General features: G+C 67.7%; 23 protein-coding genes, 1 tRNA gene and 1 other RNA gene. 16 read left to right on the forward strand and 9 right to left on the reverse strand.

Annotated features, from left to right (window positions below):
- Window positions 1–45 precede the first annotated feature (45 nt).
- Window positions 46–378: a DUF732 domain-containing protein gene (locus tag G6N47_RS09000; RefSeq protein WP_083134510.1), complete on the forward strand. Its 333-nt coding sequence runs from the start codon at window positions 46–48 to the stop codon at window positions 376–378.
- A 74-nt stretch (window positions 379–452) separates the two neighbouring features.
- Here G6N47_RS09000 and G6N47_RS09005 read toward each other — a convergent pair whose 3' ends face one another.
- Together G6N47_RS09005 and G6N47_RS09010 are read right to left on the reverse strand one after the other, a co-directional pair.
- Window positions 453–1,190: a hypothetical protein gene (locus tag G6N47_RS09005; protein WP_083134469.1), complete on the reverse strand. Its 738-nt coding sequence runs from the start codon at window positions 1,188–1,190 to the stop codon at window positions 453–455.
- Between the two features lie 72 nt (window positions 1,191–1,262).
- Window positions 1,263–1,348, reverse strand: a tRNA-Ser gene (locus G6N47_RS09010).
- Window positions 1,349–1,455: 107 nt separating this feature from the next.
- On the opposite strand from G6N47_RS09010, the gene ffs reads away from it, so the two are divergent.
- The 3 genes from ffs to G6N47_RS09025 all read left to right on the forward strand — a co-directional run bounded on the left by ffs (window position 1,456) and on the right by G6N47_RS09025 (window position 4,567).
- An RNA gene (gene ffs, locus G6N47_RS09015) (signal recognition particle sRNA small type) lies at window positions 1,456–1,550 on the forward strand.
- 31 nt (window positions 1,551–1,581) lie between these two features.
- Window positions 1,582–2,877 (forward strand): aminotransferase class I/II-fold pyridoxal phosphate-dependent enzyme, encoded by a 1,296-nt coding sequence (locus G6N47_RS09020; RefSeq protein ID WP_139799733.1) that lies wholly within the window; start codon window positions 1,582–1,584, stop codon window positions 2,875–2,877.
- 10 nt (window positions 2,878–2,887) lie between these two features.
- On the forward strand, window positions 2,888–4,567 hold the full coding sequence (locus G6N47_RS09025; protein ID WP_083134471.1) for a DNA polymerase III subunits gamma/tau: 1,680 nt from the start codon (window positions 2,888–2,890) through the stop codon (window positions 4,565–4,567).
- Window positions 4,568–4,569: 2 nt separating this feature from the next.
- Here the strand turns inward: G6N47_RS09025 and G6N47_RS09030 are convergent, their stop codons facing one another.
- Window positions 4,570–5,886 carry a class I SAM-dependent methyltransferase gene (locus tag G6N47_RS09030; protein ID WP_083134472.1) on the reverse strand — a complete coding sequence of 439 codons (1,317 nt, stop codon included), beginning with the start codon at window positions 5,884–5,886 and terminating at the stop codon, window positions 4,570–4,572.
- Entirely contained in the window at window positions 5,883–7,262 is a 1,380-nt protein-coding gene (locus G6N47_RS09035) for an FAD-binding oxidoreductase (RefSeq protein WP_083134473.1), read from the reverse strand. Before G6N47_RS09035 ends, G6N47_RS09030 begins: the two co-directional genes overlap by 4 nt.
- Window positions 7,263–7,343: 81 nt before the next feature.
- Between G6N47_RS09035 and G6N47_RS09040 the strand changes: the two genes are divergently transcribed.
- Window positions 7,344–7,781, forward strand: a complete 438-nt coding sequence (locus tag G6N47_RS09040) for an SRPBCC family protein (protein WP_083134474.1) — start codon at window positions 7,344–7,346, stop codon at window positions 7,779–7,781.
- Here the strand turns inward: G6N47_RS09040 and G6N47_RS09045 are convergent.
- Window positions 7,759–8,484 carry an Rv3717 family N-acetylmuramoyl-L-alanine amidase gene (locus G6N47_RS09045; protein ID WP_083134511.1) on the reverse strand — a complete coding sequence of 242 codons (726 nt, stop codon included), beginning with the start codon at window positions 8,482–8,484 and terminating at the stop codon, window positions 7,759–7,761. The two genes, G6N47_RS09040 and G6N47_RS09045, sit on opposite strands and share 23 nt — an antisense overlap.
- A gap of 134 nt (window positions 8,485–8,618) precedes the next feature.
- On the opposite strand from G6N47_RS09045, the gene G6N47_RS09050 reads away from it, so the two are divergent.
- From G6N47_RS09050 to G6N47_RS09060, 3 genes are all read left to right on the forward strand, one after another.
- Complete coding sequence (locus tag G6N47_RS09050) at window positions 8,619–8,954, forward strand: YbaB/EbfC family nucleoid-associated protein (protein WP_083134475.1); 336 nt, start codon at window positions 8,619–8,621, stop codon at window positions 8,952–8,954.
- A 1-nt stretch (window position 8,955) separates the two neighbouring features.
- The gene (gene recR, locus G6N47_RS09055; protein WP_083134476.1) at window positions 8,956–9,567 is read left to right on the forward strand and encodes a recombination mediator RecR; all 612 of its coding nucleotides are present in this window, start codon (window positions 8,956–8,958) and stop codon (window positions 9,565–9,567) included.
- Window positions 9,568–9,669: 102 nt separating this feature from the next.
- On the forward strand, window positions 9,670–10,518 hold the full coding sequence (locus tag G6N47_RS09060; protein ID WP_083134477.1) for a PDDEXK family nuclease: 849 nt from the start codon (window positions 9,670–9,672) through the stop codon (window positions 10,516–10,518).
- Between the two features lie 60 nt (window positions 10,519–10,578).
- Here the strand turns inward: G6N47_RS09060 and G6N47_RS09065 are convergent, their stop codons facing one another.
- Window positions 10,579–11,274, reverse strand: coding sequence for a type 1 glutamine amidotransferase (locus G6N47_RS09065; RefSeq protein WP_264007118.1), 696 nt, complete (start codon window positions 11,272–11,274; stop codon window positions 10,579–10,581).
- Window positions 11,271–12,491 (reverse strand): Mur ligase family protein, encoded by a 1,221-nt coding sequence (locus tag G6N47_RS09070; RefSeq protein WP_083134478.1) that lies wholly within the window; start codon window positions 12,489–12,491, stop codon window positions 11,271–11,273. The genes G6N47_RS09065 and G6N47_RS09070 overlap by 4 nt, the downstream gene beginning before the upstream one ends.
- Before the next feature lie 73 nt (window positions 12,492–12,564).
- Here G6N47_RS09070 and G6N47_RS09075 point away from each other — a divergent pair, with 73 nt between their 5' ends.
- Entirely contained in the window at window positions 12,565–13,554 is a 990-nt protein-coding gene (locus G6N47_RS09075) for a DEDDh family exonuclease (RefSeq protein WP_083134479.1), read from the forward strand.
- Here G6N47_RS09075 and G6N47_RS09080 read toward each other — a convergent pair.
- Entirely contained in the window at window positions 13,551–13,889 is a 339-nt protein-coding gene (locus G6N47_RS09080; protein WP_083134480.1) for an SHOCT domain-containing protein, read from the reverse strand. The genes G6N47_RS09075 and G6N47_RS09080 overlap by 4 nt on opposite strands.
- Window positions 13,890–13,898: 9 nt before the next feature.
- Window positions 13,899–15,707 (reverse strand): 2-isopropylmalate synthase, encoded by a 1,809-nt coding sequence (leuA, locus tag G6N47_RS09085; protein WP_372517533.1) that lies wholly within the window; start codon window positions 15,705–15,707, stop codon window positions 13,899–13,901.
- 214 nt (window positions 15,708–15,921) lie between these two features.
- On the opposite strand from leuA, the gene G6N47_RS09090 reads away from it, so the two are divergent.
- The 7 genes from G6N47_RS09090 to G6N47_RS09120 all read left to right on the forward strand — a co-directional run bounded on the left by G6N47_RS09090 (window position 15,922) and on the right by G6N47_RS09120 (window position 21,426).
- Window positions 15,922–17,187: an aspartate kinase gene (locus G6N47_RS09090; protein ID WP_083134482.1), complete on the forward strand. Its 1,266-nt coding sequence runs from the start codon at window positions 15,922–15,924 to the stop codon at window positions 17,185–17,187.
- Window positions 17,188–18,219, forward strand: a complete 1,032-nt coding sequence (locus tag G6N47_RS09095) for an aspartate-semialdehyde dehydrogenase (RefSeq protein WP_083134483.1) — start codon at window positions 17,188–17,190, stop codon at window positions 18,217–18,219.
- Between the two features lie 97 nt (window positions 18,220–18,316).
- Complete coding sequence (locus tag G6N47_RS09100) at window positions 18,317–19,360, forward strand: DUF4185 domain-containing protein (RefSeq protein WP_139799736.1); 1,044 nt, start codon at window positions 18,317–18,319, stop codon at window positions 19,358–19,360.
- A 75-nt stretch (window positions 19,361–19,435) separates the two neighbouring features.
- Window positions 19,436–19,768, forward strand: a complete 333-nt coding sequence (locus G6N47_RS09105; protein ID WP_083134485.1) for a hypothetical protein — start codon at window positions 19,436–19,438, stop codon at window positions 19,766–19,768.
- An 89-nt stretch (window positions 19,769–19,857) separates the two neighbouring features.
- Window positions 19,858–20,286, forward strand: a complete 429-nt coding sequence (locus tag G6N47_RS09110) for a hypothetical protein (protein ID WP_083134486.1) — start codon at window positions 19,858–19,860, stop codon at window positions 20,284–20,286.
- Window positions 20,287–20,352: 66 nt separating this feature from the next.
- Window positions 20,353–20,781, forward strand: a complete 429-nt coding sequence (locus G6N47_RS09115; RefSeq protein WP_179966374.1) for an organic hydroperoxide resistance protein — start codon at window positions 20,353–20,355, stop codon at window positions 20,779–20,781.
- Window positions 20,782–20,784: 3 nt separating this feature from the next.
- On the forward strand, window positions 20,785–21,426 hold the full coding sequence (locus G6N47_RS09120) for a sensor domain-containing protein (protein ID WP_083134488.1): 642 nt from the start codon (window positions 20,785–20,787) through the stop codon (window positions 21,424–21,426).
- The last annotated feature ends 22 nt before the right edge of the window (window positions 21,427–21,448 follow it).

Here is a 21,448-nt window from a genome sequence, read left to right on the forward strand (position 1 = left end):
GCGGATGGGAAACGCGGTGAGCTGATGAGCGGTAGCATCCTGCCCATGAAGGTAGCGAGGCTCGCCCCAGTCGCCGCCATTGCCGTTGCGATCGGCCTGGCCGCGCCGGCACATGCCGACCCCGACACGGACTTCAATTACCAGATCAACGGCTACGGCATTTACGGTCCGCACGACTACAACCCTTATATCGCCAAGATCGCTTGCCGGCGGCTCGGCGACGGTGTCGACCCCGACGCTGCCGCGTCTGCCCGATTCCTGTCCCACAACTTGCCGCGGGGCACCACTCAGGTGCAGACCTACCAATTCCTGGGCTCCGCCATCAGCTTCTACTGCCCCGACCTCGCACCCAAGCTGCAGAACATTCCCGGAACCTAGGTACGGCTGTCGCTGGCACGACGCCGTGTTGGGCACCTGCTCAGCATATGGAAGGGCGGTCGAGTTTGATAGCCCTACTTATCGTCGACGGCGACCCCGCCGCGCGAGCGCCGGCGCCGACGCGAGGACTTACCGCTCGGGCGGCGGTTGCGCAGCCCACCCCGGGGTTCCTCGGCGACGACGGTGTCGTCGGCGGCAGGTAACTCGTCGGCCTCGGACTCGGGTTCCTCGGCCGTCGACTCAGGTTCGCCGGCTTCTGTGCTGGCCTCGGCCGAAACCTCCTCGGTCTCCTCGGCCGTCTCGGTCTCGGCTTCTTCCTTATCTTCCTTGCGCTTGCGGCGCAGACGTCGCCGCTCCTTCTTGGGTTTGATCGGTTTCGGCGGTGGCGGCGGCAACTCGGCGACGAACGACAGGGAGAACGCGGCAATGCCCAACACAGCAATCGCCGCCGCGGCGCCGTAGATCCCGAACAACCACTGCCCGACGGCATCGAGGCTCAACCAGATCTCACTGATCGCGGTGCCGACAATCAGCACACCCGCCAGCACGTGTGCCGCGATCGACCAGGTACGCAGATTCAAGGCCAGCTGCGGAGTGCCGTACTCGGGCTTGCGGGTCCGCAACAGCGTGAACACCACCGGCAATGCGGCCAGGGCGATCACGACGCCGGTGACGATGCGCAGCGTCGTGCCCAACGCGTGCGAGGTGTCACCCATCAGCTCAGGCCAGCGCGGCAACACGAAGAAGAAGTAGAGGACACCCGCGGCAATCGAGAACGACGCGTGCCACAGCGTGGCGGCCGTGCGCCCCATACCCCTCCTCAAGCTGTGGCCCGGGGCGACCAGACTGCGAACATCGTGCCTGGCCGCGCCGCGGACCGAGTGCGGAGGATGCGGGATTTGAACCCGCGAGGGCTATTAACCCAACCCGCGTTCCAGGCGAGCGCCATAGGCCACTAGGCGAATCCTCCGTCGGCCATGTTAGCCCGGTGACGATGCGGGTCGGCCGCGACCCGAGGAGAAGCCGGGCAATCAACACCGCCGAGGCAGGTTCGCGTAACCCAGGTACTAGACTCGCCGTGGACCCCGCGCGGCGTTTATCCTGTGAACTCCCCCAGGGCCGGAAGGCAGCAAGGGTCAACGGGCTCTAGCGGGTGCGCGGGGTCCCCCCACATTCCACGGCGTTGACGGTGAAAGGCGCATGGTGTCGTTTCATTCACTCGGCCGTGAGGAACTCGCGGCCCAGCACGCGCGCCACCAGCAGGAGTACGCCGACCTGCAGGCGAAGAAGCTGAGTCTCGACCTCACCCGCGGCAAGCCGGCACCCGAACAGCTCGACCTGTCCAACGCGTTGCTTTCCCTGCCCGGCGACAACTACCGCGACGAGGAAGGCACCGACACCCGCAACTACGGCGGCCTGCACGGTCTGCCGGAGCTGCGGGCCATCTTCGGCGAGCTGCTCGGCATTCCAGTGCCCAACCTCATCGCCGGCAACAACGCCAGCCTCGAGTTCATGCACGACGTGATCGTCTTCTCGATGCTGCACGGCGGCGTGGACTCCCCGCGGCCGTGGATTCAGGAGCCGAACGTCAAGTTCCTGTGCCCGGTGCCCGGCTACGACCGGCATTTCGCGATCACCGAGACGATGGGCATCGAGATGATCCCGATCCCGATGCGCGACGACGGACCCGACGTCGACCTGATCGAGGAACTGGTCGCCGTCGACCCCGCCATCAAAGGCATGTGGACGGTGCCGGTGTTCGCCAATCCGACGGGCGTGACCTACTCCTGGGAAACGGTTCGGCGGTTGGTCCAGATGCGCACCGCCGCAAACGATTTTCGGTTGTTCTGGGACAACGCCTACGCCGTGCACACCCTGACGCTGGACTTTGTCCGCCAGGTCGACGTGCTCGGGCTGGCCGCCGCTGCCGGCAACCCCAACCGGCCGTATGTCTTCGCGTCGACGTCGAAGATCACCTTCGCCGGCGCCGGGGTCAGCTTCTTCGGCGGATCGCTGGGCAACATCGCCTGGTATCTGCAGTACGCCGGCAAGAAGTCGATCGGCCCGGACAAGGTCAACCAGCTGCGGCATTTACGCTTCTTCGGCGACGCCGACGGCGTGCGCCTGCAGATGCTGCGCCACCAGCAGATCCTCGCGCCGAAATTCGCGCTGGTGGCCGAGGTCCTGGAGCAGCGGCTGGGCGCGTCCAAGATCGCGTCGTGGACCGACCCCAAGGGCGGCTACTTCGTCAGCCTCGACGTGCTGCCCGGCACGGCGCGGCGCACCGTCGCCCTGGCCAAGGACGCCGGTATCGCGGTGACCGAAGCGGGGGCGTCGTTCCCGTACCGAAAAGACCCGGAAGACAAGAACATCCGGATCGCGCCGACATTCCCGTCGTTACCCGACCTGCGCTATGCGATCGACGGGCTGGCGACCTGCGCGCTGCTGGCCGCCACCGAGTCGTTGCTGGACCGGGCTAGCGTCGGACCGCGTCGGTAACCTGCTGACCGTGGCCCTCTACCGCAAGTACCGACCGGCAACCTTCGCCGAGGTGGTGGGGCAAGAGCACGTCACCGAACCGCTGTCCACCGCGCTGGCGGCGGGCCGGATCAACCACGCGTATCTGTTCTCCGGCCCGCGCGGCTGCGGCAAGACCTCGTCGGCGCGCATCCTGGCCCGGTCGCTGAACTGCGCGGAAGGGCCGACGGCCACGCCGTGCGGCGTGTGTGAGTCCTGCGTCGCGCTGGCACCCAACGGGCCCGGCAGCATCGACGTCGTCGAACTCGACGCCGCAAGCCACGGCGGTGTGGACGACACCCGCGAGCTGCGGGACCGAGCGTTCTACGCGCCGGCCCAGTCGCGCTACCGGGTGTTCATCGTCGACGAGGCGCACATGGTGACCACCGCGGGATTCAACGCGCTGCTCAAGATCGTCGAAGAGCCGCCCGAGCATCTGATCTTCGTGTTCGCCACCACGGAGCCGGAGAAGGTGTTGCCGACCATCCGCTCGCGCACCCATCACTATCCGTTCCGGCTGCTGCCGCCGCGCACCATGCGGTCGCTGATCGAGCGGATCTGCGAGCAAGAAGGTGTCGTCGTCGACGAGGCGGTGTATCCGTTGGTGATTCGCGCCGGCGGCGGCTCACCGCGCGACACGCTGTCGGTGCTAGACCAGCTGCTGGCCGGCGCCGACGGGAATCATGTGGGCTACCAGCGGGCGCTGGGGTTGCTCGGCGCCACCGACGTCGCGCTGATCGACGACGCCGTCGACGCGCTGGCCGCCGGCGACGCCGCGGCGTTGTTCGGGGCGGTGGAATCGGTGATCGACGCCGGACACGATCCCCGCCGATTCGCGACGGACCTGTTGGAGCGCTTCCGCGATCTACTTGTGCTGCAAGCGGTTCCGGACGCCGCAGCGCGCGGTGTGGTGGATGCGCCGGAAGACGTGCTCGATCGGATGCGTGACCAGTCCGCCAGGCTTGGCGCCGCGACGCTGACCCGCTACGCCGAAGTGGTGCAGGCCGGCCTGGGCGAGATGCGCGGCGCGACGGCGCCGCGGCTGCTGCTGGAAGTGATCTGCGCGCGCTTGCTGCTGCCGTCGGCCAGCGACACCGAATCGGCTCTGCTGCAACGCGTCGAGCGGATCGAGACCAGGCTGGACATGTCGATCCCGGCGCAGCCCGCGCGGCCGGCTCCCAGGCCGAAACCTTCTGAGCCGCAGCGTGATCCGGCGCCGGAGCCGGCTCCACAGCCCGCACCGCCGCCCAGCGCGGGCGAGCCGAGTGCGGCCGCGGTGCGGACCCTGTGGCCGACGGTGCGCGACAAGGTTCGTCAGCGAAGCCGCACCACCGAGGTGATGCTGGCCGGGGCGACGGTACGCGCGGTCGAGGGCAACACGTTGGTGCTGACGCACGAGTCCGCGCCGCTGGCCAGGCGACTGTGCGAACAGCGCAACGCCGACGTTATTGCCGAAGCGCTCAAAGACGCACTGGGTGTCGACTGGCGGGTGCGTTGCGAACCGGGTACCCCCACGCTGAGCGATCCGCCGGACGCGGCGCCCAGCGAAGAAGACAGCATGATGGCCGAGGCGGGGCGAGACGACTTGTCGGCGCCGCGGCGCGACCCGGAAGAGGCCGCGCTCGAGTTGCTGCAGAACGAATTGGGCGCCCGCCGAATCGAGAAGGCCTAAGGCTACGGCTTCCACCAAGGCCGCAACGGCAGCTCGTCGTTGCCGCGCGCGTCGACTTTGCTGGCCAGCACATGGTGCAGCTGAATCTTGTTGTACTCGAAGCCAACTCGCGAAGCAGCCATGTACAGGCCCCAAATCTTGGCGGTCGCCAACCCCACCTCGTCGACGGCTTCGTCCCAGTGCGCCACCAGGTTTGCGCACCAGTCGCGCAGCGTCATCGCGTAGTGGTGCCGGAAGTTCTCCTCGTGCAGCACCTCGAAACCGATGTCTTGGATTTCGGTGATGATGCGGCCCGAACCAGTCAGCTCGCCGTCCGGGAACACGTAGCGGTCGGTGAACCCGCCGGCCCGGAACATCGAGCGGTTGTCGTGGCGGGTGATGCAGTGATTGAGCAACAGGCCACCGGTGCGCAGCTTCGACTTCAGGAAGCCGAAGTACGCCGGGTAGTTCTTGACGCCGATGTGCTCGGTCAGCCCGATCGACGACACCGCGTCGAAGCCGGTTTCGCGGACGTCGCGGTAGTCGGAGTGGCGCACCTCGGCCAGATCGGAAAGTCCCTCTTCGGCGATCTTGTCTTGCGCCCACTTGGCCTGCTCGGCGGACAGCGTGGCGCCGATGGCGCGGACACCGCGGCGGGCGGCGTAGCGAACCATGCCGCCCCAGCCGCAGCCGACGTCGAGCAACCGGTCGCCCGACTGCAGGCGCAGCTTGTCGAAGACCAGCCGATACTTGTTGTCCTGCGCTTCCTCCAGCGTGGCGTCGGCGTCGGGGTAGACCGCGCAGGTGTAGGTCATCGACGGACCGAGCACCCACTCGTAGAACGTGTTGGAGACGTCGTAGTGGTGATGAATGGCCTCGGCGTCGCGAGTCTTGCTGTGCCGCAAGCCTTCTGCGAGCCGACGCCAGCGCGGCAGCGCCTCCTGCGGCGGCGGCGGGATGGGCACCAGCCGCTCCAACCCGATCGAGCGGACGATGTTGGCCAAGACCAGCGGGGAGGGCCGCTTGAACTCGAGCTTGTCGGCCAGCGTCTTCAGTAGCGGGTAGGGGTCGCCGGGGTGCACGCCGCGCGCCTCCAGATCACCCGATATGTAGGCGCGGGCCAACCCGAGCTCACCCGGCGCGGTGGCCAGATACGTCGTGCCGCGCGGCGTCAACAGGTCCAAGCCCAGTACGGCGTCGTCCGGACCGGCGCTGCTGCCGTCGTAGGCAGTGAACTTCAGCGGCTGCTGGCCGCCTTCGGTGAAAATCGCCAAGATCTCGGCCAGGCTCAACTTGCCGGTGACCGAAGAATGTGCCCTAGCCTCTTTGATCGTCGTCATCGCCGTTGCACCGCCTTTGCGTAGAGGTCGAGAAGACGCGAATCCGGGTCATAGGTTTTCTTTACCGTTTTGTAGGCCTCTCCGCCGTAGAGTTCGTCGAACTTCTCGCGGGTGTAATACGAGTCCGAGTACAGCGACTTGTGGCCGTCGAGTTCGCCCACCTTGGCCTCGATCAACCGGTTCGTCGCGCCCTCGGTGGCACCGACCGGAACCGACGACCAGAAGCCGACATTGACGTAGGTCCGGCCCGGGCGGATCGGATACAGCGGCCAGCCGTCCTGGTCGCGTAAGCGTAAGGGGCACAGCCAGACCGGTGAGATGGGCACGTTGTCGAGGAACCACTCGAGGAACTCTTCGGTCCGTTCGATGGGCACCTCGATGTCTTGCACCACCCGTTCCCGCGGCGGGCGGCCGTTGCGTTTCTCGATCCGGTCGGCGATGTTGAACCGCTGGTCGAGCGCCACCAGCTTCCAGTAGACGCTGCTGCGCCGGTAGCGCCTCGGCCAGAAGCGCCTGATCCGCGGATTCTGGGCGCCGAACGACCGCGAGCACCAGAACCAGTCGGTGTCCCAGCGCCAGAAGTAGTCGTGAATGGTCAACCGGTCTTCTTTGACGCCGCTGTCGTGCTGGATCGACCGGTAGTAGATGTCCTGGCCGGTGTAGTCGCTGACCGGCCCGGGCGTGCTGGTCCGCACTCCGACGCACAGGTAGCTCTCGTCGGCACCGAACACCACGCCGTCGAGGTAGTCGACCGGCACGCCGTCGAACCCGCCGGTGTCGATGATGCGGTCCATGGCCGCCACCATGTCACCGAGCGTGTGGAAACGGATGTGCCGCAACGCCACGAACGGCTTGACCGGCTCGAGCTCGATCCGCAACCGCGTCGAGTAGCCAAGCGTGCCATAGGAGTTGGGAAACGCGCGATACAAGTCGGGATGCTGGTTGGCCGATACGGTGAGCAATTCGCCTGCACCGGTGAGGATGTCCATCTCCAGCACCGACTCGTGGGGCAAACCGTTGCGGAACGACGCCGACTCGATACCCAGGCCGGTGACCGCGCCACCGAGCGTGATGGTCTTCAGCTGCGGGACCACCAGCGGCGACAGCCCGTACGGCAGCGTGGCGGCGACCAGATCTTCGTAGGTGCACATGCCGGCCACGTCGGCGGTGCGCGCGTCGGGATCGACCGAGATGACGTTCGTCAGACCTGACGTATCCAGCCCGGGCGCACTGCGTTTGGCCCGCGCCCGAAACAAATTCGAGGTGGGCTTGGCAAGTCGGACGGACGCCGTCGCGGGGATGGAGCGATAGCTCCCCAACAACCGCTCGACGCCCGCCCGGTGAACCTCCAGTGCGGCTTCGGGGACAGGCACCACATATACCCTAGTCCCCGAAAGCGGCGGTCGCAGCGTGCGGCGCGCGGTGTCAGTACATCCACAGCAAAGGAGTCTTGCCTGATGGGACAGGTCAGCGCGGCCAGTACGATCTTGATCAACGCGGCACCCGACGCCGTGTTGAATGCGGTGGCCGATTACCAGAACGTGCGCCCCAAAATCCTGTCCTCGCACTACAGCGACTACCAGGTGCTGCAGGGTGGTCAGGGGCAGGGCACGGTCGCCAAGTGGAAGCTGCAGGCCACCAAATCCCGTGTCCGCGACGTACAGGCCAGCGTCGACGTCGCCGGCCACGCCGTCATCGAGAAGGACGCCAACTCGACGATGGTCACCAACTGGACGGTGGCTCCGGCCGGGCCGGGGTCCAGCGTCACCGTCAAGACCACCTGGACGGGTGCCGGCGGTGTGAAGGGCTTCTTCGAGAAAACGTTCGCGCCGCTGGGGCTGAAGAAGATTCAGTCCGAGGTGCTGGCGAATCTCAAGAAGCAGCTGGAGAGCTAGCCAAAAAGCCCGCGATGCCTTTGACGACGGCGTCGGCGTACTTTTGCCGGCCGGCTTCGGTTTGCATCAGCGCCGAGTCGGCGGGGTTCTTCATGTTGCCGCATTCGACGAGAACAGCCGGATACTGGGCGAGATTCAGCCCGGCCAGGTCGGAGCGCCCGTAGAGGCCGTTCTGGCCGATGTAGTTGGCGGGCGGGATGCCCGAGGCCTGCAGTTGGTCGCGCATGATGCGGGCAAACTGCACCGACGGTCCGGCCTGGGCCTGGTTGAGCGGCGGGGCGGAGTAGTTGACGTGGAATCCCCGGCCCGTCGGGGGGCCGCCGTCGGCGTGGATCGACACGATGGCGTTGGGGTGCAACGCATTGGCCATCTCGGCGCGCTGGTCGACGCAGGGGCCCAGCGCGTTGTCGTTGCCGCGGGACAGGGCGGTGCGGGCGCCCAGCGCGTTGAGCGCGGCGCGGATCCGCAGCGTGGTGTCCCAGGTGAAGGTGTGCTCCGGATAGCCGTCGTTGGTGCTGGTGCCGCTGGCCTGACAGTCCTTGGTGCCGCCGCGGCCGGTCGGCACCTGCCGGCTGATCGAGGCGTCGTTGGCGCCGTTGTGGCCGGGGTCGAGGAACACGATCATGCCGGCGATGCTGGTGGGAGCCGCCTTGGCAGTCGGCACAGCGGGCGCCGGGCCGACGGTCAGTACGCCTAGGACCATCGCGATGCCGACACGCAAGCAAACTGGTACGCGCACTGCGCCACGGTAGCCCGGCGCCGTCTACGCTTGGTGTTTCGCACCGCCGGATGGCTGTGGATGAAACCAACTCGAGACCAAGACGCAAGGGGACTGTCATGCAACCCGGAGGCCAGCCCGACATGTCGGCGTTGCTCGCGCAGGCGCAGCAGATGCAGCAGCAGCTGATGGCCGCTCAGCAGCGGCTCGCCAACTCCGAGGTGCATGGCAAAGCCGGCGGAGGGCTGGTCGAGGTCACCGTCAAAGGCAGCGGCGAGGTGGTCGCGGTCAAGATCGACCCCAAGGTCGTCGACCCCGACGACGTCGAGACCCTGCAGGACCTGATCGTCGGCGCGTTGGCCGACGCCTCGGCGCAGGTCACCACGATGGCGCAGGAGCAACTCGGCCCGCTGGCCGGCGGGATGGGCAGCGCGTTGGGTATGCCGGGGTCCTGACTTGTTTGAAGGGCCGGTCCAGGATCTGATCGACGAGCTCGGCAAGCTGCCGGGGATCGGGCCGAAGAGCGCGCAGCGCATCGCCTTTCACCTGTTGTCCGTCGAACCGTCCGACATCGACCGGCTGACCGCGGTGCTGGGCAGGGTCCGCGACGGCGTGCGGTTCTGCGCTGTGTGCGGCAACGTCTCCGACGACGAGCGGTGCCGAATTTGTTCTGATACCCGTCGAGATGCATCTCTGGTGTGCGTCGTCGAGGAGCCCAAAGACGTCCAGGCCATCGAGCGCACCCGCGAATTCCGCGGCCGCTACCACGTGCTGGGCGGGGCGTTGGACCCGCTGTCCGGGGTCGGTCCTGAGCAGCTGCGGATCCGCGAGCTGCTGAACCGGATCGGTGAGCAGGTCGACGGCGTCGACATTACCGAAGTCATCATCGCCACCGACCCCAACACCGAGGGCGAGGCGACGGCCACCTACCTGGTGCGGATGCTGCGCGATATCCCGGGCCTGACCGTGACGCGGATTGCGTCCGGTCTGCCGATGGGCGGGGATCTGGAGTTCGCCGACGAGCTGACTCTGGGCCGCGCGCTGACGGGGCGCCGCGCGATGGCTTGACTTTTTGCCGCGACACTTAAACCTCTGCGACGACACGCCGGGGCGCTTCGCAGTTGTTTAAGTCTCGGTGGACGTGTCGGTGGGGTGTGACAACGTCCAGCCATGGACGACGTGTTCGTGGGCAGCGAGGCTGTACAGCAGGGGAGGCTGAGCCCCTATCAATTGCGGACTGAGTGCCGCTCGATCTATCCCAACGTCTATGTGGCCGATTACGCGGTTCAGTCGCTTCGAACGCGTTCGGCTGCGGCATGGCTGTGGTCAGGTAGGCGCGGGGTGCTGGCCGGACTCGCCGCCGCGGCACTGCATGGCGCGAGGTGGATCGACGACGACGAGCCCGTTGAGTTGATCTGGCGCAACCCAAATCCGCCGGCAGGCTTGATAACCCGCAATCAACGTTTGGCGGAGGACGAGATCACCCACGTGGCCCGGTTGCCGGTTACCACTGTCGCGCGTACTGCCTATGATCTGAGTCGACAACTACCGCGCGATCAGGCGGTCGCCCGCCTCGATGCGCTCACGCGGGCCACACCGTTTTCAGCAGAGGACGTGTTGCTGCTGGCCAAGCGCTATCCGGGGGCTCGCGGTCTGCGGCGGTTGCGGGAGGCACTGCCCTTGGTGGACGGCGGCGCCGCCTCACCCAAAGAGACCTGGCTGCGGCTGCTGCTGATCGACGCGGGGTTTCCGACGCCGACCACGCAGATACCGGTCCATGAGAACTGGCATCTGGTTGCCGTACTGGACATGGGCTGGGAAAAGTACAAAGTCGCGACCGAGTACGACGGCGATCACCACCGCAGTGACCCCAAGCAGTGGCGGAAGGATCAGCGGCGGCTGCGCAAGCTCGAAGCGATGCGCTGGATCGTGATCCGGGTGATTGCCGGTGATACGCGCGAGGACATCATCGGGCGCGTTCGTGCCGCCCTAGTCGGTCGGGGTTACCGCGAGACTTAAACCATTGCGAAGCGCCCCGGCGTGTCGTCGCAGACGTTTAAGTGTCGCCGTCCTACGCTCTTAGGCGCGCAGGCGTTCGCGGCGCAGCAACTCCACTTCCGGCAACTTCAGCGGCGCCAATTCTCCGACGACCCTGCTGAGCAGGTAGTCGGCCAGCTCGGGATTGCGGGCCAGGCACGGGCCGTGCATGTAGGTCGCGACCACGCTGCCCTGCACCACGCCGTCGAAGCCGTCCCCGGCCCGGTTGCCGGCGCCCTTGACCACCGCGCCGAGCGGCCTCGCCGCCGGGCCCAGCACCGTCCCACCCCGGTGGTTCTCGAAGCCGGTCAGCGGCTGCGTCAACCCGTCGAGCAGCGGCGTGCTGACCACCTCGCCGATCGTGCGCTTGGCCTGGGGCGAAGTGGTGGCGTCGAGCAGGCCGACGCCGTCGACCCGCTCACCTGCCGACGTCTCATACCAAAGGCCCAGCACCTGGATGGCCGCGCAGATCGCCAGCACCGGCGCGCCGCGGGCCGCGGCGCGCTGCAGGCCCGGATGCTTGATCAAGTGCCTGGTCGCCAGCCGTTGCGCGTAGTCCTCGGCCCCGCCCAGCGTGTACAGATCCAATGACTCCGGCACCGGGTCGGCCAGCGTGATCTCGACAATCTCGGCGGCGATGCCCCGCAACCGCAGGCGCTGCCGCAGCACCACGGCGTTGCCGCCGTCGCCGTAGGTGCCCATCACGTCGGGCAGCACCAGCCCGATGCGGACCGTCACCGTAACCGCCGCTGCAGCTGCAGAAACGCCGTGTAGTTGGCGACCACCTCGACGCGTCCCGGCGGGCACGACGCGATCGCGCGCACGGTGTCGTGCACCAGCGTGTGCTGCACGCCCGCATAGCCGAGCCGCACCGCCAGGTCGGTGCCCCGCTCACCGGCGGCGACCACCACCGTGTCCTCGAAGTGCTCGAAGCGCACGTCCCACAGCCAGGACAGGTCTTCGCCGTCGGGCACCTGTCCGTTGACCGAGATGACCACCCCGGCCGCGTGCTTGTCGACCATCGACAACGCCTCCTGCCAGCCGGCCGGGTTCTTGGCCAGCAGCATCCGCACGTCGTGGTCGCCAACGCGGACCGTGCGGTACCGGCCCGCGACCTCGTCGACCCCAGACACCGCTTCGACGGCTAAAGCCGGATCCGCACCTAAAGCGACCGCAGCCGCCACCGCCTGGGCGGCGTTGCCCCGGTTCACCGCGCCCGGCAACGCCAGCCGCATCGGCAGCGCCAAACCGTCCGGGCCGTAGAGCATCTCGTCGTCGAACCACCACTGCGGGCTGGGGCGCTTGAAGTCGGCCCCGGTGGAATACCAGTGGGTCTTGTCGCGAACGATCACTTCGCCGCTGCGCGGGCAGCTCACCGAGTCGGACGCCCAGCCGCCACCCGCGGCCACCCACACCACGTGCGGGCTGTCGTAGGCCGCCGAGGTCATCAGCACGTCGTCGCAGTTGGCGACCACCACGGTCGACGGGTGGCGGGCCAGCCCGGCCCGCAGCGTGCGTTCGATCACGTTGATCTCGCCGACCCGGTCGAGCTGGTCGCGGGACAGGTTGAGCAGGACGACGACGCTGGGGTCGACGGCGTCGGCCACATGTGGGACGTGCATCTCGTCGACCTCAAGCGCGGCCAACCCCGCGTCGCGGCGGGCGGCCAGCGCCGCCACCAAGCCGGCGTCCATGTTGGCGCCCTCGGCGTTGGTGGCCACCGCGCCGAGCGTGCCGAGCGCCGCCGCGGCCATCCGTGTGGTCGTCGACTTGCCGTTGGTTCCGGTCACGATCACCGTGCGCCGGCCCGAGCCCAGCTGACGCAGGATCGAGCGGTCCAGCGTCATCGCCACCAGCCCGCCGATCATGGCCCCGGCACCGCGACCGGTTGCCCGCGACGCCCACCGCGCGCTGGCTCCTGCGGCCAGGGCGAGGCGTCCACGGGCGGTAATCACCCGCAGAAGTTTAAGTTGGCGACCCGTCGCGCAGCGAACCGGCGATGTCGGTCCGCCGTGCCATCCTCGCTTTATGGGGACGATCTGGGGTCGGCCGGCCGATGAAGCCTGCACCGGCTGGGCCGTCATCGATGTCGAAACCTCGGGCTTCCGGCCGGGCCAGGCCCGCATCATCAGCCTGGCGGCGCTCGCCCTCGACGCCGACGGGCGCGTGGAGCAATCCGTCGTCAGCCTGCTCAATCCCGGTGTCGACCCGGGCCCCACCCACGTGCACGGGCTGACCGCCGCCATGCTCGAGGACCAGCCCCAGTTCGCCGACATCGTCGACGACGTGATCAAAGTGCTCGACGGCCGCACGCTGGTCGCGCACAACGTCGCGTTCGACTACTCCTTCCTGGCCGCCGAGGCCGAGATCGCCGACGCCGAACTGCCGATCGACACCGTCATGTGCACAGTCGAGCTGGCTCGACGGCTCGGGCTCGGCATCGACAACCTGCGCTTGGAGACGCTGGCCGCGCATTGGGGAGTCGCCCAGCAAAGGCCGCACGACGCGTTCGACGACGCCCTGGTGCTCACCCGGGTGCTGGGGGCCGCACTCGAGCGGGCACGTGAGCGCGACGTGTGGCTGCCGGTGCGGCCGGTCACCCGCCGGCGCTGGCCCAACGGCCGCGTCACGCACGAGGAGCTGCGGCCGCTGAAAATGCTGGCGTCACGGATGCCGTGCCCGTATCTCAACCCCGGCCCGTACGTCTCCGGCCGGCCGTTGGTGCAAGGCATGCGGGTGGCGCTGGCCGCCGAATGCACCCGCACCCACGAGGAACTCGTCGAGCGGATCCTGCACGCCGGGCTGGCCTACACCGACGCCGTCGACGTCGACACCTCGCTGGTGGTGTGCAACGAGCCGCGGCCGGAGCACGGCAAGGGCTACCTGGCCCGCGAGCTGGGCGTCCCGATGGTTACCGACACGCAGTTCATGGAGAGCGTCGGCGCCGTCGTGGGCGGCACCGGCGTCGAGGAGTTCACCGAACCCGAGGACGTCGGCGAACAGTTCGCACTTTTCTAACCGATCGCCTTGGCCTTGAGCGCGTCGAACTCGGCCGGGGTGATGGTTCCGGCGTCCAGCAGCTCCTTGGCGTGCGCGATCTCCTGTGCTGGTGACGGCCCGGCGGCCTGCCGCGCCCGCGCGGTCATGCTCTGGCCGCGGGTGATCAGGTAGATCAGCGCAGTCAGGTACGGGAACAGGATCAGGCACACCACCCAGAGCGCCTTGACGCCGCCCGAGGTTTGGTGGTCACGCCAGAACAGGTCGCCGATGATGTTGAACAGGATCAGCAGGTACGCGATGAACGCGAACGCCACGATCGCCGACCACAGGAAGTCCCAGAATGTGTGCAACATCCTCGGCCCCTAACGCGCTGCGCGGTTGACCGCCGAGACCACGGCGCGCAGCGACGCGGTGGTGATCGACGGCGCGATGCCCACGCCCCACACCGTCTTACCGGCCACCGATGCCTCCACGTACGCCGCTGCCTGCGCCTCCTCACCGGCACTCATGGCGTGCTCGGAGTAGTCAAGGACGTGGACGGGGAAGCCGACGCGGCTCAACGCGTCGACGAACGCGGCCAGTGGGCCATTGCCGGTGCCGCTGATCTCGGTCTCGGTTCCGTCGATCTTGACGACGGCCTCGATGCGGTCGGTGCCGCCGTCCACCTCCGAGGCGATCACCCGCTGACGCATCCGCTCCAGCGGCCGCACCGGGGCCAGGTACTCCTCGGCGAACGCGTCCCACATCTCTTTCGGCGAGACCTCGCCGCCCTCTCCGTCGGCGATCTTCTGGATCACCTGGGAGAACTCGATCTGCAGCCGCCGCGGCAGCGCCAGCCCGTGGTCGGCCTTCATGATGTAGGCCACCCCGCCCTTGCCGGACTGCGAGTTGACCCGGATCACCGCCTCGTAGGTGCGCCCGACGTCGCGCGGGTCGATCGGCAGATAAGGCACCTGCCACAGCATGTCCTCGACGTCGGTGTCGGCGGCATCGGCGTCGATCTTCATCTGGTCCAGGCCCTTGTTGATGGCGTCCTGGTGGCTGCCGGAGAACGCCGTGTACACCAGGTCGCCTCCGTAGGGGTGACGTTCGTGTACCGGCAGCTGGTTGCAGTACTCCACGGTGCGACGGATCTCGTCGATGTTGGAGAAGTCGATCTGCGGGTCGACTCCGCGGGAGAACAGGTTCAGGCCCAGCGTCACCAGGCACACGTTGCCGGTACGCTCGCCGTTGCCGAACAGGCAGCCCTCGATGCGGTCGGCGCCGGCCTGATAGCCCAATTCGGCTGCGGCAACGGCAGTTCCGCGATCGTTGTGCGGATGCAGGCTGAGAATCACCGAGTCACGACGTTTCAGATTCCGGCTCATCCACTCGATCGAGTCGGCATACACGTTGGGCGTGGCCATCTCCACAGTGGCCGGCAGGTTGAAGATGATCGGGTTGTCCGGGGTGGGCTGAATAACGTCGCCGACCGCGTCGCACACCTGCTTGGCGTACTCCAACTCGGTGCCGGTATAGGACTCCGGAGAGTATTCGAAACGCCATTGCGTCCCAGGGTATTTCGCGGCCTCCTCGACGCACTTGCGCGCGCCTTCTACCGCGATCTCCTGCACGGCCGGGCGGTCCGCGCGAAAAACCACGCGGCGCTGCAAGATTGACGTCGAGTTGTAGAAATGCACGATCGCCCGCGGCGCGCCCTCACACGCGACGAAGGTGCGCTCGATCAGCTCGGGCCGGCACTGGGTCAGCACCTGAATCGTGACGTCGCCGGGAATCGCGTCCTGCTCGATGATCTCGCGGATGAAGTCGAAGTCGGTCTGGCTGGCCGACGGGAAACCGACCTCGATCTCCTTGTAGCCCATGCGGACCAGCAGGTCGAACATGCGGCGCTTGCGGGCCGGGCTCATCGGGTCGATCAACGCCTGGTTGCCGTCGCGCAGGTCGACCGCGCACCACATCGGCGCTTTGGTGATGACGCGGTCGGGCCAGGTGCGATCGGGCAGCCGGACGGGTTCGACTTCCTGGGCGAATGGGCGGTAGCGGTGCATCGGCATCGCCGATCCGCGCTGGGTGTTCCAGGCGGGCTGGCCGGGGTTGGGCGCGCCGGCCGGTTTGGTGATGGTGCGACTGGCCGAAAAAGCGTCGGGCGAGTCGGGGGGAAAGCTGGTCACGGTGATTGCTCCGGGGTGTCTAGAGGGATCTCAGACCGGCGCATCGCGAACACCCGCGACGGGAAGCCGGTCTGTGATCAGACCCCGTCGCGGCGTCCGAGAAGGAGCACCCGCTGCACGTCGAACACTTTACCGCGCCCGCAGCTGTCACCCAAAACAGTGCTCAGGGGCCCCACGTATTCTGTTCTGGACCAAAACCCCGGAAAGGACGACAGTGGCGCTCGTCGTGCAGAAGTACGGCGGATCTTCGGTGGCCGACGCCGAGCGGATCCGGCGCGTCGCGGAGCGCATCGTCGAAACCAAGAAGCAGGGCAACGACGTCGTCGTGGTCGTCTCCGCGATGGGTGACACCACCGATGATCTGCTCGAGCTGGCCCAGCAGGTGTGCCCGGTGCCGCCGGCCCGTGAACTGGACATGCTGCTGACCGCCGGCGAGCGCATCTCCAACGCGTTGGTGGCCATGGCGATCGAATCGCTGGGCGCCAAGGCGCGCTCGTTCACCGGATCGCAGGCCGGTGTTATCACCACCGGCGCGCACGGCAAGGCCAAGATCATCGACGTCACCCCGGCCCGGCTGCAGACCGCACTCGGCGAAGGGCTGATCGTGCTGGTCGCCGGGTTTCAAGGCGTCAGCCAGGACACCAAGGACGTCACGACGCTGGGCCGCGGCGGCTCGGACACCACCGCCGTGGCATTGGCGGCCGCCCTCAAAGCCGACGTCTGCGAGATCTACACCGACGTCGACGGCATCTTTTCCGCCGACCCGCGCATCGTGCCCAATGCTCGCCGGCTGGAGACCGTCACTTTCGAGGAAATGCTCGAGCTCGCGGCCTGCGGCGCCAAGGTGCTGATGCTGCGCTGCGTGGAATACGCCCGCCGCTACAACATTCCGGTGCACGTCCGCTCGTCGTATTCCGACAAGCCCGGCACCGTCGTCACCGGATCGATCAAGGACAAGCCCATGGAAGACCCCATCCTGACCGGCGTCGCGCACGACCGCAGCGAGGCCAAGGTGACCGTCGTCGGCATCCCCGACATCCCGGGCTACGCGGCCAAGGTGTTCCGCGCGGTCGCCGACGCCGACGTCAACATCGACATGGTGTTGCAGAACGTCTCCAAGGTGGAAAACGGCAAGACCGACATCACGTTCACCTGCCCGCGCGACGCCGGGCCGTCGGCGGTGGAGAAGCTGGACTCGCTCAAGGACGAGATCGGCTTTTCGCAGGTGCTCTACGACGACCACATCGGCAAGGTGTCGCTGATCGGCGCGGGCATGCGCAGCCACCCCGGCGTCACCGCCACCTTCTGCGAGGCGCTGGCCGGAGTCGGCGTCAACATCGACCTGATTTCCACCTCGGAAATCCGGATCTCGGTGTTGGTGAGGGACACCGAGCTGGACAAGGCCGTGCTCGCGCTGCATGAGGCGTTCGGGTTCGGCGGATCCGAGGAAGCCACCGTCTACGCCGGAACAGGAAGATAGATGGTTGCCATCGGTGTAGTGGGCGCCACCGGGCAGGTGGGCCAGGTGATGCGCACGCTGCTGGAGGACCGGGACTTCCCGGCTTCGTCCGTGCGGTTTTTCGCGTCCGCTCGGTCGCAGGGGCGCAAGCTGGCATTTCGCGGCCAGGAGATCGAGGTCGAGGACGCCGAATCCGCCGACCCGACCGGGCTGGACATCGCGTTGTTCTCCGCGGGCGGGGCGATGTCGCGGGTGCACGCGCCGCGGTTCGCCGCCGCCGGGGTCACCGTGATCGACAACTCGTCGGCGTGGCGCAAGGATCCCGACGTGCCGCTGGTGGTCTCCGAAGTCAACTTCGCGGCCGCCCGCAACCGGCCGAAAGGCATTATCGCCAACCCGAATTGCACCACGATGGCGGCGATGCCGGTGCTCAAGGTGCTGCACGACGAGGCACGGCTGGTGCGCATGGTGGCCTCGACGTACCAAGCCGTTTCGGGTAGCGGCGTGGCCGGGGTGGCGGAGCTGGCCGGGCAGGTCCGCTCGGTGGTCGACGGCGCCGAGCTGCTGGTGCACAACGGCAGCGCGCTGGCGTTCCCGCCGCCCAAGACCTACGTGGCGCCGATCGCGTTCAACGTGGTGCCGTTGGCCGGGTCGCTCGCCGACGACGGCTCCGGCGAGACCGACGAAGACCAGAAGCTGCGCAACGAGAGTCGCAAGATCCTGGGCATTCCCGACCTGTTGGTCAGCGGCACGTGTGTGCGGGTGCCGGTGTTCACCGGCCACTGCCTGTCGATCAATGCCGAGTTCGCCCAACCGCTTTCACCTGAGCGGGCCCGCGAGCTGCTCGACGGCGCGCCCGGCGTCAAGCTGGTCGACGTGCCCACTCCGCTGGCCGCCGCAGGAGTCGACGAATCGCTGGTCGGCCGGATCCGGCACGATCCGGGGGTTCCGGACGGACGGGGTCTGGCGCTGTTCGTCGCCGGCGACAATCTGCGTAAAGGCGCGGCGCTGAACACGATCCAGATCGCTGAGCTGCTGGTCGCCGAATTGTGATCCGGGCGTGAGCTCGCCCGCCCGCCTCGCGCTTCTGGTTCTGTGTTTGCTTGTCCCGCTGAGTGTTTCGCGTGCCCATGCCGATCCGCCGGCGCCGATGCCCGAGCCGGTCCTGCATCCGCTGGCGGAGGGCGAGGTGATGAGGATCGGTCCGGCCGCCGGAACCGGTACGCCCACCCGCGATTACGGCATCGGCGCCACCGACTTGTGCGAGTTCATGGAATTCCCCAGCGAAGTGCTGCAAATCTGCGGGGACAGCTTTGCCGGCGAAGGTGTCGGCTTCGGTGGCTGGTATTCGCCGATCGCACTGCGGGTGGACACGGCATCCGTCGACGACCCGGGTGGAGTGCGCTATACCGGAGTGACCGGCGTCTGGCAGCCGCTTCTCGCCGATCCGACGCCGCCGGGCGCATCGCAACTGCCGGCCGGCGTCGTGCAGATCAACCGGCAGAACTACTTGTTGGTGACTACCACGAAAGAACTGATGCCGCAGTCGTCCAGACTGGTGAAAGCCAAACCCGCACAAGCACTTTGGCAAACCGTGCCGGGCTCGGTACGGGACGCGTCTTACCAGGACGGTGGCCAGTCGCAGATCAGCGGCTACTACGACCCGATCCCGTCGGCCGACTCGCCCAGCGGCTGGGTCTACATTGTCGCCGACAGCTTCCAGCGCAACCACCCGGTGACGTTGTACCGGGTGACACCGGAGAACTTCGGTGACCGGTCCCGCTGGCAGGGCTGGGCATCCGGCCCGGGCGGAGGTTGGGGCAAGCCGCCAACTCCGTTGTGGGAGGACGAGGTTGGCGAGATGAGTTTCCAGCAGATCGACGGCAAGGCGGTGTTGTCGTATTTCAACTCCGCCAACGGAAACATGGAAGTACGGGTGGCCGACGACCCGACATCGCTGGGCACCGCGCCGGTGACCACGGTGGTCCAACACGACGAGTGGCCGGATCCCGCCGAAAGCCTGCCGCCGCCGTACGACAACCGGCTGGCCCAGCCGTACGGCGGCTACATCTCGCCGGGTTCGACGCTGGACGAGCTACGGGTCTTCATCAGCCAGTGGAACAACGCGGATCCTCGTGCCCGGGCGCCCTATCGGGTGATCCAGTTTGCGGTCAACCCGTTCAAGCCAGACTGAGCGGGGTTCGACTCATAGCTGTTTCATAGCCGGCACCTAGCCCGTGCTAGCCGTTGCCCGCGCATCATTTGAGGCATGAGTGAACCATTTGACACCCCAACCAAGCCGGCCGCGGCTACCGCGCCGCCGGCGTCCCCTGAGAAACCGTACTGGCTCTACCGCTTCGCGGCCTGGGTCGTGATCGTGGCCGGCATCCTGTTCATCGTCACGACGATCTTCTTCGCCGGCTTCCGGATCGCCGCCCACCAGGGTCATCACGGCCACCACCACGGGCATCACCACCCGGCGATGTTCCACCACCGCGGGCCCGGGGGTCCGCAGGGCGGCGGTGGCGCCGGGGCTGGCGTCCCCGGACCCGGGCAGCCGCCGCAGTCCATCGCTCCGTCCACCACTCCCGTCCACCCGTAGCGGCATAACCACGAGCCCGGCGTCCCATCGTGGGGCGCCGGGCTCCCGACCGTCTGGCTCGTGCCCACGGTCAGGCGCATGATCGAGGCATGACCGAAACACCTGAACCCCCGAAGCCTCCGCCACCTCCACCGCCGCCACCACCGCCTTATGCGGCTCCGCCGAGCAGGCTCTACCAAGCCGCTGCGTGGGTGGTGATCGTCGCCGGCATCGTCTTCATCGTCGCGACGATCTTCTTCACCGGCGCTGCGGTATCCGGGCACCAGCACTACCGCCATCACCACCACCACGGCATGTTCGGGCCCGGCGGGCCGCCCCCGCCCGGGACCGGCCAGTGGCTGTTCGTCGTTCCGGGCGCACCCGGTGGCCCCGGCATGGGCCCGGGTGGCCCCGGCGGCCCGCCGATGATGCCCGGCGGCCCGGGCATGGGTCCCGGTATGAGCCCCGGCCCGTCGCCGTCGACCACTGCGCCGGCGCCTCCGCCGCCGCCCGCACCACCGCCGCCACCGCGCCCGTAGCGGGCCCGCCGCGAAAGTCGCAGCCCTAGGTTCTGTTTCGTGCCCCGGGTTGGCATGATCGAGTCCATGAGCATCGAACTCGTTTTCACCACGGAGTCCACGGCAACCGGCGGCGGCCGCGACGGTCATGTGAAGTCATCGGATGGTCGCATCGACCTCGACACCCGGCCGCCGAAGGAGATGGGCGGCAGTGGCGACGGCACCAACCCCGAGCAGCTGTTCTCGGCCGGGTATGCCGCCTGCTTCCTCGGTGCGCTGCGGCTGGTCGCCGGCAAGTCCAACGTCAAGCTGGACGACGCCACCGACGTCACCGTCCAAATCGGCTTCGGCAAGGATCCCGCGGGTGGTTTCGGGTTGACCGGCAAGATCATCGGCTACCTGCCGGGGCTGGAGCAGAAGGCCGCCGACGACCTGATGCACCAGGCGCATCAGGTGTGCCCGTACTCCAAGGCCACCTGGGGAAATGTCGACATCGACGTGTCGGCCAAGGTCTAACCCATGCGGCGCACCGCTGCCGCAGCGGTGGGCATCGGCCTTGCCCTAGCAGCGGCCCCGACCGCGGCCGCCCGCCCCTCGGATCCCGGCGTGGTCAACTACGCGGTGATGGGCAAGGGTTCGGTGGGCAACATCGTCGGCGGTCCGATGCGATGGGAGTCCGTGTCCACCGAGCCGTACCAGGGGTTTTGGGTCGACGACCCGGTGTGCAACAACTGGGCCGACATCGGGTTGCCCGAGGTCTACAACGATCCCGACCTGGCGTCGTTCAACAGCGCCGTCACCCAGACGTCGGCCACCGACCAGGCGCACTTCGTCAAGCAGGCCGTCGGCGTCTTCGCCACCGGCGACGCCGCCGGCCGCGCCTTCCACCGCGTCGTCGACCGGACCGCCGGCTGCTCCGGCCAGACCACAGCGATGCACCTGGACAACGGCAGCACCGAGGTGTGGTCGTTCGACGGCGGCCCACCTGGCGCCGCCGATGCGGCGTGGACCAAACAGGAAGGCGGCACCGACCGCCGGTGTTTCAACCAGACCCGGTTGCGGGAGAACGTTTTGTTGCAGGCCAAAGTCTGCCAGTCCGGCAACGGCGGTCCGGCGGTAAACGTGCTGGCCGGAGCCATGGAAAACGCGCTCGGGCAATAGCGTCGCCAGCCGACGGGAGGAT

This window comes from Mycobacterium branderi (assembly GCF_010728725.1).
In the GTDB taxonomy this organism is placed as follows: Bacteria; Actinomycetota; Actinomycetes; order Mycobacteriales; family Mycobacteriaceae; genus Mycobacterium; species Mycobacterium branderi.